Raw genomic sequence first — 18,792 nt, 5'->3', positions numbered from 1 at the left:
GCTTATTTTTATCATATTAGAATAATTAATATAATAGAGAGTAAAAATAAAACAGAATACATCTACTTTAGGAGGAATTTTATTGAAGAATTACTTGAAGTGTATAATTCCAATGATTGTTATTTTGAATTTTGCAATAAATGTAAGATGTGAAATGATAAAAGTAAGTAATGAAAATAGAGCTGTAACTGAGGAATTTGATAGATTACAGAAGATAAAGGAAAAAGGAGTACTAACAATATTATCACCTAATGAAGAATTCTATTCTTATAAGGAGCCTAAAAGTGGTTCGTTACATGGGTTAGATGCAGATATTATAAAAGAGATAGCAAAACGTTTGGAAATTAAAGATATTGCTGTAAAATATGTTGCATTTCCTAATATATTAGAAGAATTTATTAATAATACGAATATAGATTTAATAGCACAAGGGTTATATATAACAGATGAACGAAAGAATTTAATGAATTTCACCAATCCAATTTATATAGAGAAAGATGCAGTGATAACTAGACAAGATTCTAACATAAATAATAAAGAAGACTTAAAAAATGCTAAAATTGGACTTGTTGGCGGGACAGTATATGAATTAGTGGCTAAGAATTGGAAGAAGCAAGGACTATTAAAAGATTATTTAGTCTTTTTTGATTATGGCTCTTTACAGTTAGCACTAGAAAATAAAATTGTAGATGCAGTACTGACAGAATCTATAATAGCTGAAAATAGCGTAGCAACAAAATCTAAATTAAAAATATTATCACCCAATAAATATAAGGCAGAGATAAATTTTAATGTTGGGTATCCTGTAAAGAAAGAGGATACTACATTATTAAATGAGATTAATGAGAAGTTACAAGAAATGAAAAAAGATGGAACTGTATATGATATACTGGCTAAATATGGTGCTGTAAGTCATTATATTCCATAGATAGGAATGATGTTAAACATAACGCTTAGTTTAAAAGAACAATTGGGGAGGAATTTAATTGAAAAACTTTTTTAAGTTCTTAGTTGCATTAATTGTTATTTTAAATCTTACAACTAATGCAAATGGAAAGATGATACAATCAATAAATAAAATGGTAGAAGTAGATAGATTACAGAAGATAAGAGAAGAAGGAATATTAACAGTAGTATCTCCTGATGAAGAACCTTATTCATATAAGAATCCTAAAAGTGGAGCATTTAGTGGCCTTGACGCAGAGATTATAAAAGAAGTGGCAAAGCGATTAGGAATTAAAGAGGTAAAAGTAAGGTATATTCCATTTGCTAATGCATTACAAGAATTAATTGTGAATCCAAATATAGATTTATTTTCACAAGGGATATTTATAACTGATGAACGAAAAAAAGTAGTAGATTTCACCAACTCAATTTATACAGAAAAAGAGGCTATATTAACTAGAGAGGATTCAGATATAAATAGTACGGAAGATTTAAAGAATAAAACTATCGGTGTTGTAGGTGGTTCAGTGTATGTATCTATGGCTGAGAATTGGAAAAAGCAAGGATTACTAAAGGATTATATTCTTATATTTGATGACTATTCTCTAAAGGCAGCATTAAAAAGTGGTATGGTGGATGCCATAATAACTGATTCTATAATAGCAGAAAATATGATTTTAGTAAGTCCTAAGGATAAGTTTAAATTATTATCGCCAAGTCAGTATAAGTCAGAGATAGATTTTAATGTGGGATATCCTTTAAAAAAAGGCGATACTACATTATTAAATGCCATTAATGAAAAGTTGAAAGAGATGAAAGAAGATGGGACTTTATATGAAATATTAGGTAGATATGGATTGTTTAATCACTATATTCCATAGAAAAGTAATTCGAAAAATATTTTTATGTACAATAAATAATATGGTCATTAAAAATAGATAATAATAATGAATTAGTTAAAAAATCTACAATAACTATGATATAATAATTAAGGGTAAATTTCCATTAATAATATTCGGAGGTAATAGTTATGAAAAAAGCATTGTCGTTTGATTTATCAAAAACAGCTCCAGTTTTAAAAGAGCATGAAGTAAGTTATATGGAGGAATTGGTTAAAGCAGCTCATGATACGTTACATAATAAATCAGGAATTGGTAACGATTTTCTTGGGTGGGTTGACCTTCCTATAAATTATGATAAAGATGAATTTGAGAGAATTAAAAAAGCAGCAGAAAAGATAAAGAGTGATTCTGATGCTCTTATTGTAATAGGAATTGGTGGTTCATATTTAGGAGCAAGAGCTGCTATAGAAATGTTAACACACAATTTTCAAAATGTATTGGATTCTTCAAAGAGAAAAGCTCCACAAATATTTTTTGTAGGAAACAATATAAGTTCTGCCTATATGAGTGACTTATTAGAAGTTCTTGAAGGAAAAGATGTTTCTGTAAATGTAATATCTAAATCAGGTACTACTACAGAACCTGCTATAGCATTTAGAATATTTAAATCATTTATGGAAAAAAAATATGGTAAAGAAGAAGCTAAAAAGAGAATATTTGCTACAACAGATAAAGCTAGAGGAGCGTTAAAGATTTTAGCTGATGCAGAAGGATATGAAACATTTGTAATACCTGATGATGTAGGAGGAAGATTCTCAGTCTTAACTCCAGTTGGATTACTTCCAATTGCAGCAGCAGGAATTGATATAGATGAAATGATGAAGGGTGCAGCAGATGCAAGAGAAGTTTATTCAAACCCTAATTTAGAAGAAAATGATTGTTATAAATATGCTGCAGCTAGAAATGCATTATATAACAAAGGTAAGAATATAGAGATACTTGTAAATTATGAACCATCATTACATTACTTTAATGAATGGTGGAAACAATTATATGGGGAATCAGAAGGAAAAGACGGTAAGGGATTATTCCCAGCAGCAGTTGATTTCAGTACTGATCTTCACTCAATGGGTCAATATATACAAGATGGGAAAAGAGATCTTATTGAAACTGTTATAAATGTTGAAAGTGTAAGTAAAAAGATTTTAATAGAAGAAACTGAAGATGATTTAGATGGATTAAACTTCTTAGCTGGTAAGGATATGGATTTTGTTAATAAAAAGGCATTCCAAGGAACATTAATAGCTCATAATGATGGTGGAGTTCCAAATATGGTTGTAAATGTACCAGAATTATCAGCATATTACTTTGGTCAATTAGTATACTTCTTTGAAAAGGCTGTTGGAATTAGTGGATATATACTAGGTATTAATCCATTTGATCAACCAGGAGTTGAAGCATATAAGAAGAATATGTTTGCTTTACTAGGTAAGCCTGGATATGAAGAAATGAAGGCTGAACTAGAAAAAAGATTATAATATGAAGATAATTATAGATGGAGATGCTTGTCCAAGTATCTCCATTATTGAAAAAATAGCCAAAGAAGAAAGTATAGAAGTATTAATTTTTTGTGATATACATCATTATATTAATAGTGATTATTCAACAGTTAAAGTTGTAGATAGTGGATTTCAAAGCGTTGATATGTATGTTGTTAATAATACATTTGAAAGTGATATAGTAATAACTCAAGATTATGGGGTTGCAGCAATGTGTTTACCTAAGAAAGCATTTGTATTGAACCCAAAAGGATATTTATATACTAATGAAAATATAAGTAGATTACTTGAAGAGCGGCATTTATCTCAAAAAATAAGACGGGGTGGAGGAAAAACTACAAACCCTAAAAAAAGAACTAAGGAAGATGAAACAAAATTAATCATAAATTTAAAAAAAATAATACAGATAAATAAATAACATCAAAATAATTGAAAATATTTTGATGTTTTTTTAAATTTATGATTAAATAAAAGTGATAAAAATTGTATAATAAAAGAAGAGATATATTAGCAGTGGTTTACAAAATATGGTAAAATAGAAAGTATCAAGAATTAAGAGGTGATACTATATGGTCGAAGAGGGTATAAAGTTTGATAAAGAGAGTCCGATATCTGTAAAAGACGAAATTAACATAAAAGCAGATTTTAATAAGGAAAATCTTCAGTATAAGTTCATTATAGGTAGTGGTGGAATTTGGTGTACTATTCAAGATTTTTCTGAAAAGAAGACATGTATGTGGAAGCCAGAAGAAGAGGGGAAATATATGGTTATGGTTCAAGCTAAGGAGATAGATTCTGAAAAACCATATGATTTATTAGCTAAGGAAGATTTTATTGTAGGGAATGAGAAGGTTAAACTTATAAAAAATGTTACTATAGACAATGTTAATGTTATGGTAGGTGAGAAGGTCAATATAAATGTTGAAAGTGATGAGAAAATTTTATATAGATTTTGGATACAAGGAAAGCAAGATTGGGAGTTAATTAGGGACTATAATTTAGATAATACATTAATATATACTGCAATAAAAGAAGGTAAGCAGGAGGTATTAGTTGAATGCAAGGCAATAGATTCTAAAGAAAATTTTGATGAATTTACAACTATAAGATTTGATGTTTTACCTAATGTGAAAATAGAAATATCAGATTTTAAATGTTTGACAGAGAATTTATTAGTAAATGAAGAATTGACTTTTAAAGTAGATGTAAATTTAGGAGATAAGAGAAGCTTATTATATAAATTTATCAAAATTAATAATGAAGGAAAAACTACATGTTTGCAAGATTATTCATCTAGGAGGTCATTAGCTTATCAAGAAAGTGAAGCAGGAAAGTATAGGCTTTTATGCTTGGTTAGAGATATACTTTCAAATAAAGAATATGATGATAGAGCAATTATGCTATATGAAGTAAAGCCTTATAAAAAAGTTAAAATTAAAAATTTTACTTCGCATGTTAATTCGCCTCAAGTAAATGGAAGTTCTATATTTTTAAAGGCTGATGTCAAGGGTGGAAATGAACTGGTATATAGATATATTATTAATGGTCCAATATCAGAGGACACAGGATATATAAGAAGAAATGAATTTTTATGGGAAACAAAAAAAGAAGGAGAATATGATATTATTCTATATGTTAAAGATGTATCATTTGAAGGAGAATATGAAGCTAAGAAAAATATCATATTTACTATAGATAAAAGAGCAGAGAAGCCTGCCAAGATAGTTGACGTAATATTAGATACAAAAAAAATTGTTTTAATAGGGCAACCTATAAACATTAAGGTTATGGCAGAAGGTGAAATAAACTTACAATATTCATTTGTAGTGTATAAAGATAATAAAGAAAAAGAAAGAATAGAGTATGGAACAGCAAACTGGGCTAATTTTACTCCTGAAGAAAAGGGAGAATATGAAATTGAGATAAGAGTAAAAAATAAATATTCTACTATGGAATATGACAGCCATACTTTTGTCTATTTAACTGCAAAAGAATATTTACCAGGTGAAATTGACTATATATTAATGCCACATAAAGACGTTAATTTAGTGGGTGAAGTAATAGAACTTGAAGCTATAACAGAAAATACTAGAAGTGTATTACTTAGATATATAACAAAGATTGATGGGCATTTAGTTGAGGATACTGGATTTGTTGAAAGTAAGAGGATAAAAGTTAAGCCTAGATGTGCAGGAAAATATGTTTTTGAAATCTATGCAAAAAATGTAAAGTGTGAAGATGAATTTGATAGCAAAAAAGAGTTAAGCCTTTATGTGTTTGAAACAAAACCAGTTACAAATACTAAAATTATTTGTGATAAAAATAAAATTGAGATTAATAAAGAGGTAACATTTAAAGCAATAAGTAAAGGTGGAAAAGATGTTTGCTATGAATTTTTCATCATGGAAAAAGGCAACTGGGTAAAGGTTCAAGAGTATAGTAAAAAAAATTATTATACATTTATACCTTTTGTTAAAGGTGAATATAGAGTTATGGTTTTTTCTAAGAGTTTTTATAAAAAAGTTAAATATGAAGATTATGGAGAATTTAGATTTGATATATAAAAAAGGAGAAATGTATGGGTATTAAGATAGATGATGCAAATAAGGCAGCACAACAATTAATGCAAATGAAGCTGATGGAAAATGTGCTTCAAAAATCTGTTGGTGATGGCATGGAGTTTGAAATAATTTATCAGGCTTTGGTAGATTATATGACTAAAACTGAAGATGGAGGAAAATTGGGAAATACAATAAATAATAGTAATGGTAAAGATCTTCAAGCAATGGAACAATTATTAGGTAATGGTCTGAAATATAATGCAAATGCAAGTACAAGTAGGTTAGTGTCAGAATCTTCTTCAACAGGAGGTTCTGATAGTAATAAAATATATTCAATTGTAGATAAGTATTCAAAACAGTATGGTGTGGATTCCAAATTAATATTATCAATTATAAAGGCTGAATCAAATTTTGACCCAAATGCAGGATCTTCAGCAGGTGCGCAGGGGTTGATGCAACTTATGCCTGAAAATTCTAGAGCAATGGGAGTTACTAATCCATACGATCCAGATCAAAATATTAAAGCTGGAGTTCAATTATTTAAGGAATACATAGATATGTATCATGGAAACACTGAAATGGCTGTAGCTGCATATAATGCAGGACCAGGAACATTACAAAGAAGAGGGGTAACTTCTGGGGCAGATTTGTACAAATTGCCTAAGGAAACTCAAAATTATGTACCTAAGGTTATGTCATATTATAGAAATGGAATCTAAAAAATAAGGATAAGCTTAAGACAAGCTTATCCTTATTTTTTATAAGTTACATATGATTTTTGATTGTTAATCATAGTTTTAATAGGTATAATAAAATTAATTTTTAAAGTATTGGAGTTGTTTTAATGGAGAGATTAGATAAAGTAATATCAAATCTAGGATATGGAAGTAGAAAAGAAGTTAAGATTATGGCTAAAAAAGGGCTTATTGAAGTTGATGGAATTATTATAAAGGATAATGGAATGGCAGTTGATCCGGAAAAATCAGTAATTAAAATAAATGGTGAAGAAATTACATATAGAGAGTATATATATCTTATTATGAATAAGCCAGATGGAGTAATATCTGCAACTGTTGATAATAGAGAAGAGACTGTAATAGATTTGCTTGAAGTTGAACATCAAGTATTTGAACCATTTCCAGTAGGAAGATTAGATAAAGATACTGTCGGTCTTTTACTTCTTACAAATGATGGGGAATTAAATCATAAACTACTTTCACCAAAATGGCATGTTGATAAGGTGTATTATGCAAAGATTAATAAAGAAGTTACTGAAGAAGATATAGAAGCTTTTAGAAAGGGGATTACATTAGACGATGGCTATACTTGTAAAGAAGCCAAGTTAGAAGTGTTATCAGTTGGAGCTGAAGGTTCGGAGGTTCATATAACAATTCAAGAAGGGAAATTTCATCAAGTTAAAAGAATGTTTGAAGCTGTCGAGAAAAAGGTTGTTTATCTTCAAAGAATTAAGTTTGGAGGAATAGAATTAGACCATGATTTGGAAGAAGGCGAATATAGAGAACTTACAGAAGATGAATTAGCAATATTAATGTCAAATTAACGAATATTTGTTAAGGATGCAGGAATATCATTCATAATGATATGAAAAACAAACTTTTTTTTCAAAATCTCTTGCATTTTAGTGGACAATAACATATAATATTTATGCAAGGATAAATAAAAGGAATAAATAGCCCCCTTTTTATTTATTGCTTATTGCTAAAGCGCAACCTGGCCCCAAGGGTTGCGTTTTTTTTATTTTGTTAAAAATACTAATATGTAATTGTTAACATTTTTTATATGATTAAAAAAATGCTGAGAATATTGTCAAATAATAAAGACAAACTAAAATGTATTTGTAAGTATTTCTATGAAAAACAAGTGTTTTTTATTGAGGAACATAATCCTTCATAACTTGCAAAAATGAAATGAGAAAATGAATGGAAACTTGCAAAAATAAAATAAAATGAAATTTTTTAATACAATAAATATATTTACAAGATTATTTTGACAAGTTATAATTAAGAAAGATTTGTTAATAATATATGTATAGACAATGAAAAAGAAGAGTATACAGTGTTAGGTTTTAAAGAGAGCTTTGGGTTTTGGTGAAACTAAAGTAAATTTACCTGTAGAAAGAAGCTTTGGAGTCGTTATGGGATAATCCCCTTATAGATAAGAGTGGAACGATTAATTCGTTCAATTTTAGGTGGTACCACGGAGGTAATATTCTTTCGTCCTATTTTTAGGATGGAAGATTTTTTTATTTTAATTACAATAAAAGAAAGGTGATATTATGAGTTTTGAAAAATTAGCAGATATTCTGTTTCCAAGTATAGAAAAGACACCAGAATATTATTTAGAAAAGTATCCAAAAAGAAATTTAAAAGAAGGAGCAGTAGTATGTAGATATGCTCCAAGTCCAACAGGATTCCAACATATAGGTGGAGTTTTTGCTGCCTTGATCAATGAAAGAATAGCAAGTCAAAGTGAAGGTGTATTTTTCTTAAGGATAGAAGATACAGACCAAAAAAGAGAAGTTAAAGGTGCAATAGTTGATACTATTGAAACTATGAAGAATTTTGGTATGAACTTTAATGAAGGTGCTACTGGAGAAGAATCAGAAGTAGGTAACTATGGTCCATACAGACAAAGTTTAAGAAAAGAAATATATTCAACTTTTGCTAAGGCGTTAGTTAAAAAAGGATTAGCATATCCTTGTTTCTGTACTCCAGAAGAATTAAATTCAACTAGAGAAAAGCAAATGGCTGAAAAAGTTACTCCAGGATATCATGGAGAATATGCTACTTGTAGAAATATAAGTGCTGAAGATGCTATTAAGAAAATAGAAAATGGTGAAAGCTATATCATAAGATTAAAGTCACCTGGAAAATCAGAAAATAGAGTGGATTTCCATGATCTTATAAAGGGTGATACTTCATTTCCAGAAAATGATCAGGATATAGTAATAATTAAATCTGATGGGCTTCCAACTTATCACTTTGCTCATGCAATTGATGATGCTTTAATGAGAACTACTCATGTAATTAGAGGAGAAGAGTGGCTATCATCATTACCAATACATGTACAATTATTTGATGTATTGGGATTTGATAGACCAAACTATGCTCATATACCAACAATAATGAAAAATGATAATGGTTCAAAGAGAAAACTTTCAAAGAGAAAAGATGCAGAAGCTGCTGTTTCTTACTATAAGGAAGTTGGTTATCCAACAGAATCTGTTATTGAATATTTACTAAATATAATTAACTCAAGTTATGAAGATTGGAGAAATGAAAATCCAAATGCGGATTATCATGAATTCCATGTAGATCTTGATAAAATGAGTAAGAGTGGAGCATTATTTGATATAGTAAAATTAAATGATGTTAGTAAAGATGTAATTTCTAAATTTAAGGCTGAAGAAGTATATAATGATTATACAAAATGGGCTGAAGAATTTGATAAAGAAATGTTTGAACTTGTTACAGCAAAAGAAGATATGTCAAAAGAAATGTTTAATATAGATAAAGAAGGGCCAAAACCAAGAAAAGACTTTGCTAAGTGGGATGAAGTTAAAGAGAAGATATTCTATTTCTTTGATGAATTATTCTATAATGAAGCAGAAGTAAATATAGAATTACCTAAAACATTATCTTTAGATGCTGCTAAGGAAGTTATAAAAACTTATGCTAATGAGTTTAACTTTAACTCTGGAAGTCAAGAAGCATGGTTTGAAGATTTAAAAGCTATAGGACTTAATCTGGGATATTGTGCAAATAGGAAAGAGTATAAAACTAATCCTGATAACTATAAAGGAATGATTTCTGATGTAGCTGGAGCCGTAAGAGCTGCATTAACGCATAGAGCAAATACTCCTGACCTTTATACTATAATGCAAATTTTAGGTGAAGATAAAGTAAGAGAAAGATTTGAAAAGTTTCTTTAAAATATAGATAACCCCTCATTAAATCAGCATATTCTGAATATAAGAATATTACCATAAATATTTTTGAGAATATATATTCTTCAGAATATAAACATACAAGAAAATAAGTATAAAAAACTAAGAGGTATCTCAATTTTTGAGATGCCTCTTAGTTTTTTAACCAATCTTAAATGAACTTTTCAATGAAACTATTCTATTAAATACAAGATTATCTTCTGTTGTATCTTTAGAATCTATATTAAAATATCCATGTCTAAATAATTGGTACTTATCACCAGCTAGAGCACCTTTTACAGATGGTTCAATAAATCCTTTAAGTATAGTTAAAGAGTTTGGATTTATTTGTTCTAGGAAGTGTTTGCCTTCGTTTTCTTCAACATCATCAAGAATCAAAGGTTCATACAATCTAAATTCAGCAGGAATAGCTGAGTTTACGTCTGTCCAATGGATAGTTCCTTTAACTTTTCTTCCAGTAAATCCACTACCACTCTTAGTTTCTGGGTCATAAGTACAATGAAGTTCAACTACATTCCCATGTTCATCTTTTATAACTTCATTACATTTTATGAAATATGCACCCTTAAGTCTTACTTCATTCCCAGGGAATAATCTAAAGTATTTTTTTGCAGGTACTTCCATGAAGTCCTCTCTTTCAACATAAATTTCTCTTGAAAAAGCTACTTGTCTAGTACCAGCAGATTCATCTTGAGGGTTGTTTTCTATTTCTAACATTTCAGTTTGACCTTCAGGATAATTTGTAATAACAACCTTTAGAGGATCTATTACTGCCATAGCTCTTAAAGCTTTTGGATTAAGGTCTTCTCTGATAAAAAATTCAAGCATTTGTTCATCAACAACAGAAGCTGCTTTAGCAACACCAATTGCTTGACAGAAGTTTCTTATAGATTCAGGGGTATATCCTTTTCTTCTAAGACCTGCAATAGTAGGCATTCTTGGATCATCCCAACCATCAACAATTCCTTCATCAACTAATAGTTTTAATTTTCTTTTACTCATAACTGTATTAGTTAAATTTAATCTTGCGAATTCATATTGTCTTGGAACGCTTTCGGTTTCACATTCTTGTATTATCCAATCATAAAAAGGTCTGTGATCGGCAAATTCTAATGTACAAATAGAATGAGTTACCCCTTCAATAGCATCTTCTATAGGATGTGCAAAATCATACATTGGGTAGATACACCATTTATCTCCTGTATTATGATGAGTAGCATGAGCAATTCTGTAAATTACAGGGTCTCTCATATTTATATTTGGAGAAGCCATATCTATTTTGGCTCTTAAAACTTTTTCTCCATCTTTAAATACACCATTTTTCATTCTTTCAAAAAGATCTAAATTTTCTTCTACAGATCTATTTCTGTAAGGGCTTTCTTTTCCAGGAGCAGTTAATGTTCCTCTATATTCTTTCATTTCCTCAGGAGTTAAATCACATACATATGCCTTTCCTTTTTTTATTAAAAGGATAGCTTTTTCATACATTGTGTCAAAATAATTTGATGCAAATAGAAGATTGCTCCATTTAAAACCTAACCATTCAACATCTTTTTTTATAGAATCAACATATTCAGTATCTTCTTTAACTGGATTAGTATCATCAAATCTTAAATTAGTTTTTCCTTTAAATTCCTCAGCTAGTTGAAAGTTTAAACATATTGATTTAGCATGGCCTATATGTAAATATCCATTAGGCTCTGGTGGAAAACGAGTAATTACTTCTTTTGTATTCCCTTTTTCTAAATCTTCAATAATTATATTTCTAATAAAATTAGATGAGTTCATTTCGCTTGCCATATTATTCATCCTCTCTTAAGTATTATCTTAATTCATTAACATTTACAATTAATTTTAATCTAATACGAAGAAAAAATAAAGTAACTATTGAATTTTATGAAAAAAATAGTATTGATATAAAATAATGAGAATATTAAATCTCTTTTTATATCAATACTATAAAATTCTATTAAAGTGCTATAGGAGAAAATGTTTTATCAATAGAAACAAGTTCTTTTGTTAAACCTTGGAATATAATTTCTTTGTTATCTATATGAATCAAGTCTATAGGTCTTGTTAATTCAGGCAACTTTGGACTAACCCATATATCACTATTAATCAATAATTCTGTTACAAATTGAGAACAGAAGTAGCGATTTTCTCTTTTCCATGGCTTGTCTAATAAAACAGCAAACAAACCTAAAAAATTATATTTATATTGTATATCTGAAGAATAGTATTTATTAATTTCTATAATTAATTTTTCTAGTTGCTCATTAGTAACTGGTATTTTACATATTAAACTTTCACAGTATTGTGCTTTTTGATAAACTCCAGCATATAGATTTTCAATTGTCAATCCAGCATAAAAAGGATTGTTAGGGTTTAATCTACCAAAAGTATACATGTTGTTAAAATTAGAATCTAAACTTAAAGCAACATGAGTATACGGATGGTTTGTTAAGACTTTAATTAAGCGTGAAAGCCATGTTCCTGTTTTTGAAAAAACTAGATATATACTAGATTCATCCATGCAAAAATACCTCCTTATTTAATGATAACAAATATATTATATAATATATTTAATATAAATGTAATATTAAATATCAGCATTTGTTGAATAAATTAGTAATTTCCGTGTTAATTATCGATAATTGTTGAATCAAAATATAATTGATATATTTTATGTTCATTGTCATCCTTTTTGAATGTTATAGATATAGGCACTGTATTTTCAGAATTAGAGTATTTAACATCATATATAAGTGATATATACCCATTTCTTTCTTCGCCATAAAAGTAGCTTAATGATTCAAAAGAACCAATTTTGTTCATAATATTAGTAGTTTCACTCTGAAAGTTTGATAAACTGTAAGAGGTTTGCATTTCACTACTTAAATAAGAAGAAAATTTATCATAATCTAACTGATTCATGGCAGTAAGTACAGAGGTTAAGGTTTCGTCTGAATAACTGTTCACACTATTATAATCAACCTTACTGGTACACCCTATGAAAGAAAAGGTTATTATAATAAATATAAAGCATAAAAGAAATTTTTTCATTTAATCCTCCTTGTATATAAAAAAGATTTCTATTTAATGGTAACATAATTTTTTCAAAGGTTAAATATATGCTAAAATAAAGCATAAAAGAAATTTATGGAGGAATATCAAGTGCTAATTCAATAACAAATATGTCAGCTATCAGTAGCTTTTTAATTATAGACTTTGGATTATTTTGAGTAGAAGATTATAATATAAATGAAGGATTTAGTGTGCTATAATGTTTTAGTATTTAGAGAGGAGGGTATGATTTGGATTTAAAATCATTACTTAATAAAGAACAATATGAAGGTGCTATTACTGTTGACGGACAAGTATTAATACTTGCTGGAGCAGGTTCAGGAAAAACAAGAGTGTTAACTTATAGGATGGCTCATATGATAGAGGACTTAGGGATACCTCCTTATAAAATTTTAGCGATAACTTTTACAAATAAAGCAGCTAAAGAAATGAAGGATAGAGTTAAAAAACTTGTTGGAGAAAAGGCTGAAGATATGTGGATATCTACATTTCACTCAACTTGTGTAAGAATACTTAGAAGAGAAATAGAACATTTAGGATATCGAAGTAGCTTTACTATATATGATACATCAGATCAAAAAACTCTTTTAACAGAATGTATGAAAGCTCTAAATATAAATGATAAAGATATTACTCAAAGAGAGATAATGGGGAAGATTAGTAGAGCTAAAGATAAGATGCAAACTTCAGAAAGTTTCAAAAGGGAATTTGAAAGTAACTTTAGAGAAAATAAGATAGCAGATGTTTATTTAATGTATCAAAAAAGACTAAAAGAAAACAATGCAATGGATTTTGATGATTTAATATTTAAGACAGTAGAATTATTTAAAAAGAATCCAGATGTATTAGAATTTTATCAAAGAAAATTTCAATATATTATGGTAGATGAATATCAAGATACAAACGGAGCACAATATGAATTAGTTAAGCTCTTAGCAGCTAAAAATAAGAATATTTGTGTTGTTGGTGATGATGATCAATGTTTAGTTGAAGGTACTTTTATAAATAGAGAAGGTAGTATAGTAGAGATTGAAAAAATTAATCAAGGAGATAAAGTTCAATCATTAGTAGGAAATGGGAAATATAAGTTCCAAGAAGTAACAAGTGTATCAAAGAAAGAGTACAATGGAGATATAGTTGAGATAGTTACCAAAAGTGGTAAAGTAATTAAAGGAACACCAAACCATCTTACTTTTAGTAAAGTAATGGATTTAGAAAATTTATTTTATGTATATTTAATTTATAAAAGAAATGTTGGTTATATAATTGGTAAGACTTCTTCTTCTATAAATGTTGGTGGAGAAAAAATAAATGGATTAAATGTGGCACTTTTGGATCATCAAGGAGATAAGATTTGGATACTTAAGGTTTGTAAAACAGAAAGTGAAGCAATTTGCTATAAAGATGAGTATTTAAATAAATGCAATTTAACTAAAGGTGAAGATAATGATGTAGTAGAAGCTTTGATGGATAGTGAATATTTATATAAAGAATATCCACACTTCATAAGTTCAGATTTAGTAAAAGGAAAGAAAATTAATGTTAATTTCTTTGGTGGAAATAAGACTAGTAAGGAAATATATTCACATGTAGTTGAAATAAATGATTTTACAGTATCTATATCAGATATAGAAAAAACTGAACATAGTGATTTTGATAAAACAGAGGAATTTGTTAAAAATATTGTAAATGATAGTGAAAATTTTGAAATAACAAAGAGAGCGAAGTTAACAAGAGATGAAAATTTCTTGTTTATGCCTTTAGGAAGTTTAAAAGAAGGTATGGAAGTTGTAACTTTTCATGAAGGGAAGGTTATTGGTGAAGAAGTAGTATCAGTAAATATTCAACAATACAACGGGGTTGTTTATGATTTAAATATAGAAGGCGTAAGAAATTATATGGCAAATGACATAGTGATGCACAATTGCATATATGCTTGGAGAGGTGCTGATATAAATAATATATTAGACTTTGAGAAAGATTATCCAGAGGCTAGAGTAATTAAACTTGAGCAAAACTATAGATCAAAGGATAATATACTTCAAGCAGCAAATGTGGTTATAGCAAATAATTCAAGAAGAAAAGACAAACAACTTAGACCAACTCAAGAGGCAGGGAGTAAAATTAAAATTTATAGAGCTTTTGATGATAGGTCAGAAGGAGATTTTGTATCTAAAACTATTGCAGATTTAAAACATAGTGAAAACAGAAAAAATGATGATTTTGCAATTTTATATAGAACAAATGCTCAGTCTCGTATATTTGAAGAAACTTTGAGAAGAAGAGGAATTGCATATAAGATTGTAGGTGGAACTAGATTCTATGATAGAAAGGAAATTAAAGATTTAATTTCTTATTTAAAGGTTATAGTTAATCCTCAAGATGACATAAGCTTAAAGAGAATAATAAATGTGCCAAAGAGAAGCATAGGTGATGCAACTGTACAAAAGGTTCAAGAATTTGCTGGTGATTTCGAATTAGATTTATGGGATGCTTTGAGTCAAGTGAGAAACATACCATCATTAACAGCTAGAAATGCTTCTTGTATAGAAAAGTTTACAGAACTTATGGAAAATTTCATGGACTTAAAAGAAACAGTTCCTCCATCAGTTTTAGTTGAAAGTATATTAAAAGATACTGGATATTTAGATGAATTATCTAAATCTGGAGAGATAGAGGATAAGAGTAGAATAGAAAACTTAAAAGAATTAGTATCTGATGCAGTTGACTTTGAGAAAAATAGTGAAGATAAAAGTTTAGAAGCTTATTTAGAAAAAATTTCACTTGTTCAAGACACAGATAAGCTTGATGAAGAGGAAAATGGAGAGGGTTCAGTAGTACTTATGACTATTCATAGTGCAAAAGGGTTGGAGTTCCCAGTTGTATTTATGGTTGGTATGGAAAATGGATTATTCCCAAGTGTTACTGATATGGATAAAGAAGATCAAATGGAAGAGGCAAGAAGGCTTTGCTATGTTGCAATAACAAGAGCAAAAGAAATATTGTATATGACGTCTGCTGAAGTGAGAAAGGTATTTGGTAGAACAGTAAGTTATAGTCAGTCAGATTTTATAGGAGAAGTAAAATCTGAATTAAAAGAATTTATAAATGAGAGAGGACTTACAAGTTCATCATCAGCAAAAGCTAGTGGAACTAATTCATCTAAATTTAATCCACATAGTATAAGAGGAAATCTGTACTCAAAGAGAACTTCAGCAGGTGTTGGAGCTACAACTACAACATCAAATACAGCTGAAATTACAATGGGTAGAAAAGTTAAACATGAGAAATTTGGAGTTGGGACAATAGTTTCGGTAACTCCATCAGGAAATGATAAAAAGTTAACTATTGCATTTGATAAGCAAGGAGTAAAGATATTGTTGTTATCACTAGCAAAATTAGAAGTGTTATAGTGATTTTGGAGGTAGCTAAAAATGGATAATAAAGAGAGAATAAAGGAATTAGTAGATGAATTAAACAGGTATTCTTATGAATATTATGCTTTGGATAACCCTACAGTTACTGACAAAGAATATGATAAAAAATATGATGAACTAAAAAGATTAGAAAAAGAAGAAGGATATATACTTCCTTATTCTCCAAGTTTAAGAGTAGGAGATATAGTATTAGATGGGTTTAGTAAATATACTCACAAAGGGAGACTGTGGAGTATGGATAAAGCCCAAAGTGTTGATGAATTAAGAGAGTGGCATAATAGAAATAAAAAGTTCATTGAAGAGAATAGAGCAAGAGGAGAAAAATTACCTGATTTAAAATATGTAATAACAAAGAAGTTTGATGGGCTTACAATTAACTTAACATATGATGAAGAAGGTGTACTTGTAACAGGTGCAACAAGAGGAACAGGGGCTATTGGTGAAAATGTAACTTCTCAAGTAAAAACCATCAAGTCTATTCCTTTAAAAATAGATTCAAATGACATTCTAGAGGTTCATGGAGAAGCTATAATGACTACAGAAGCCTTTAAAAAATACAATGAGACAGCAACAGTACCGCTTAAAAATTTAAGAAATGGTGCAGCTGGAGCTTTAAGAAATTTAAATGTCAAAGAAACTGCCAATAGAAATCTGTCAGCATTTTTCTATGATGTAGGATATAAAGAAGGCTATCAATTTAAAACATACTTGGAAATGATGGACTTTATCAAAGATAAGGGGCTTCCAATAGATGAGTATCTTAAAGTTTGTTCATCTATTGAGGATATAGAAAAAGAAATTGATTATATAAGGGATATCAGATTTGACTTGAATTATGATATAGATGGATTAGTTATTGCTATAGATGACATTAGAACTAGAGAACTTTTAGGATACACTGTTAAGTTCCCTAAGTGGGCAATAGCATATAAATTTGAAGCTCAGGAAGCTACAACAACATTATTAGATGTAGAATGGAATGTAGGAAGAAGTGGTAGGGTTTCTCCAACAGCACTATTAGAGCCTGTAGAACTTGCTGGTGTTACAGTTAAAAGAGCTACGCTTAATAATATGGATGATATAGCTAGAAAAGGTGTAAGAATAGGAGCAGAGGTTTTTGTTAGAAGATCTAATGATGTTATTCCTGAAATAATGGGAGTTGTATCTGAAAGCTTAGAAGGTACAAAGGAAATAACTGTTCCTGAAGTTTGTCCTAGCTGTGGAGGTCATATAGTTTTAGAGGGAGCACATTATTTCTGTGACAATACTTTATCCTGTAAGCCACAACTAGTTAAGACTATAGTTCACTATGGTTCAAGGGAAGCTATGAATATAGAAGGGTTCTCTGAAAAAACAGCTGAACAGCTATTTGAGAGGTTAAATATAAAATCAATTTCTGATTTGTATAAGATGAATAAAGAAGATTTATTAACTCTAGATAAGTTTGGAGAAAAGAAGGCTCAAAACTTATTAGATTCTATAGAAAAAAGTAAGGATTGTGAATTGCATGCATTTATTTATGCACTAAGTATTCCTAATGTTGGCGTTAAGACAGCTAAAGATTTAGTTAAAACATTTAAGTCACTTGATAGTTTGAAAAAAGCTGGATTTGAAGATTTGATTAAAGTATCTGATGTAGGTGATATAGTAGCCAATAGTATAATTGAGTTCTTTAAGGAAGAAAAAGTCCTAAACATTATAGAAGAACTTTTGAATTTAGGAGTTAATCCAAGGTATGAAGAGATTGATGTAATAGAAAGTGTATTTGAAGGTAAAACTGTAGTTGTTACGGGTACATTAAATAATTACACAAGAGGAAGTATAAAAGAAAAACTAGAACTATTAGGAGCTAAGGTTTCTGGAAGTGTTAGTAAAAAAACTGATTATGTACTTGCAGGAGAAGAGGCTGGATCAAAACTTACAAAAGCTATTGATTTAGGTGTTAAGGTCATATCAGAAGAAGAATTTGAAGAAATGATAGGTGAGTAGCTATGAAAAAGTTTATTAATATAATGACAATTGCATCAGCGTTTATAACCAGTGTACTTATTATATGTACAATTTTAACTTCTTACCATTTTATAAATATAGATCAGTTAATCAACTCTTATCTATGGTTTAATTCTTATGTGTGGTTTAATTCTTATGCACCAATACAATTTGGAGTTTCTTTGACCATGACTTTTTTAGCTTTTAGGTTTTGGTTAAATGAACATGGAATAAAAAAAGTTATATATGCAACTTTAAGTTTGGCAATAAGTGTTATATCTCTATTATCAGTTAATATAGTTAAGTAATTAGAATATAATAATTTTATATAAAAGGGGCTGTCGCATTAGCGGATTAAAATCCGTTAGCGATAGCTCCCTTTTTGAATTTTACACACCATTTTATATA

Annotated in this window: 14 protein-coding genes and 1 other annotated feature; of the genes, 11 read left to right on the top strand and 3 right to left on the bottom strand. The window is 29.0% G+C overall.

The window, feature by feature from the left end; all coding sequences use genetic code 11:
• Positions 1-82 precede the first annotated feature (82 nt).
• The 8 genes from NNC19_RS10285 to gltX all read left to right on the top strand — a co-directional run bounded on the left by NNC19_RS10285 (position 83) and on the right by gltX (position 9,859).
• A complete protein-coding gene (locus tag NNC19_RS10285) occupies positions 83-928 on the top strand; it encodes an ABC transporter substrate-binding protein (protein ID WP_310938560.1) in 846 nt (281 codons plus the stop codon).
• A 58-nt stretch (positions 929-986) separates the two neighbouring features.
• Complete coding sequence (locus NNC19_RS10280) at positions 987-1,826, top strand: transporter substrate-binding domain-containing protein (protein WP_310938559.1); 840 nt, start codon at positions 987-989, stop codon at positions 1,824-1,826.
• A gap of 149 nt (positions 1,827-1,975) precedes the next feature.
• Positions 1,976-3,325: a glucose-6-phosphate isomerase gene (locus NNC19_RS10275; protein ID WP_310938558.1), complete on the top strand. Its 1,350-nt coding sequence runs from the start codon at positions 1,976-1,978 to the stop codon at positions 3,323-3,325.
• A 1-nt stretch (position 3,326) separates the two neighbouring features.
• A complete protein-coding gene (locus NNC19_RS10270; RefSeq protein WP_310938557.1) occupies positions 3,327-3,764 on the top strand; it encodes a YaiI/YqxD family protein in 438 nt (145 codons plus the stop codon).
• A gap of 151 nt (positions 3,765-3,915) precedes the next feature.
• Entirely contained in the window at positions 3,916-5,910 is a 1,995-nt protein-coding gene (locus tag NNC19_RS10265; protein WP_310938556.1) for a triple tyrosine motif-containing protein, read from the top strand.
• A 14-nt stretch (positions 5,911-5,924) separates the two neighbouring features.
• A complete protein-coding gene (locus tag NNC19_RS10260; RefSeq protein WP_310938555.1) occupies positions 5,925-6,626 on the top strand; it encodes a lytic transglycosylase domain-containing protein in 702 nt (233 codons plus the stop codon).
• A 125-nt stretch (positions 6,627-6,751) separates the two neighbouring features.
• Positions 6,752-7,468 carry a pseudouridine synthase gene (locus NNC19_RS10255; protein WP_310938554.1) on the top strand — a complete coding sequence of 239 codons (717 nt, stop codon included), beginning with the start codon at positions 6,752-6,754 and terminating at the stop codon, positions 7,466-7,468.
• 486 nt (positions 7,469-7,954) lie between these two features.
• Positions 7,955-8,152: a binding site (T-box leader), on the top strand.
• 51 nt (positions 8,153-8,203) lie between these two features.
• Complete coding sequence (gene gltX / locus NNC19_RS10250) at positions 8,204-9,859, top strand: glutamate--tRNA ligase (protein WP_310938553.1); 1,656 nt, start codon at positions 8,204-8,206, stop codon at positions 9,857-9,859.
• Positions 9,860-10,015: 156 nt separating this feature from the next.
• On the opposite strand, the gene NNC19_RS10245 is transcribed toward gltX, so the two are convergent.
• The 3 genes from NNC19_RS10245 to NNC19_RS10235 all read right to left on the bottom strand — a co-directional run bounded on the left by NNC19_RS10245 (position 10,016) and on the right by NNC19_RS10235 (position 12,937).
• Positions 10,016-11,674, bottom strand: a complete 1,659-nt coding sequence (locus NNC19_RS10245; RefSeq protein ID WP_310938552.1) for a glutamine--tRNA ligase/YqeY domain fusion protein — start codon at positions 11,672-11,674, stop codon at positions 10,016-10,018.
• Positions 11,675-11,843: 169 nt separating this feature from the next.
• Positions 11,844-12,407, bottom strand: a complete 564-nt coding sequence (locus NNC19_RS10240; protein ID WP_310938551.1) for a hypothetical protein — start codon at positions 12,405-12,407, stop codon at positions 11,844-11,846.
• Between the two features lie 107 nt (positions 12,408-12,514).
• The gene (locus NNC19_RS10235) at positions 12,515-12,937 is read right to left on the bottom strand and encodes a DUF3887 domain-containing protein (protein ID WP_310938550.1); all 423 of its coding nucleotides are present in this window, start codon (positions 12,935-12,937) and stop codon (positions 12,515-12,517) included.
• A gap of 251 nt (positions 12,938-13,188) precedes the next feature.
• Here NNC19_RS10235 and NNC19_RS10230 point away from each other — a divergent pair, with 251 nt between their 5' ends.
• From NNC19_RS10230 to NNC19_RS10220, 3 genes are read left to right on the top strand one after another with little or no spacing between them, the layout of a single operon-like run.
• Positions 13,189-16,371, top strand: a complete 3,183-nt coding sequence (locus NNC19_RS10230) for a UvrD-helicase domain-containing protein (protein ID WP_310938549.1) — start codon at positions 13,189-13,191, stop codon at positions 16,369-16,371.
• Positions 16,372-16,392: 21 nt separating this feature from the next.
• Entirely contained in the window at positions 16,393-18,384 is a 1,992-nt protein-coding gene (ligA, locus tag NNC19_RS10225; protein WP_310938548.1) for an NAD-dependent DNA ligase LigA, read from the top strand.
• A gap of 2 nt (positions 18,385-18,386) precedes the next feature.
• Entirely contained in the window at positions 18,387-18,692 is a 306-nt protein-coding gene (locus tag NNC19_RS10220) for a hypothetical protein (protein ID WP_310938547.1), read from the top strand.
• The last annotated feature ends 100 nt before the right edge of the window (positions 18,693-18,792 follow it).

Source organism: Clostridium sp. SHJSY1, from assembly GCF_031626875.1.
GTDB lineage: Bacteria > Bacillota > Clostridia > Clostridiales > Clostridiaceae > Clostridium.
Note: the sequence above shows the minus strand (reverse complement) of the source record. Positions and strands in the feature narration are given on the sequence as shown.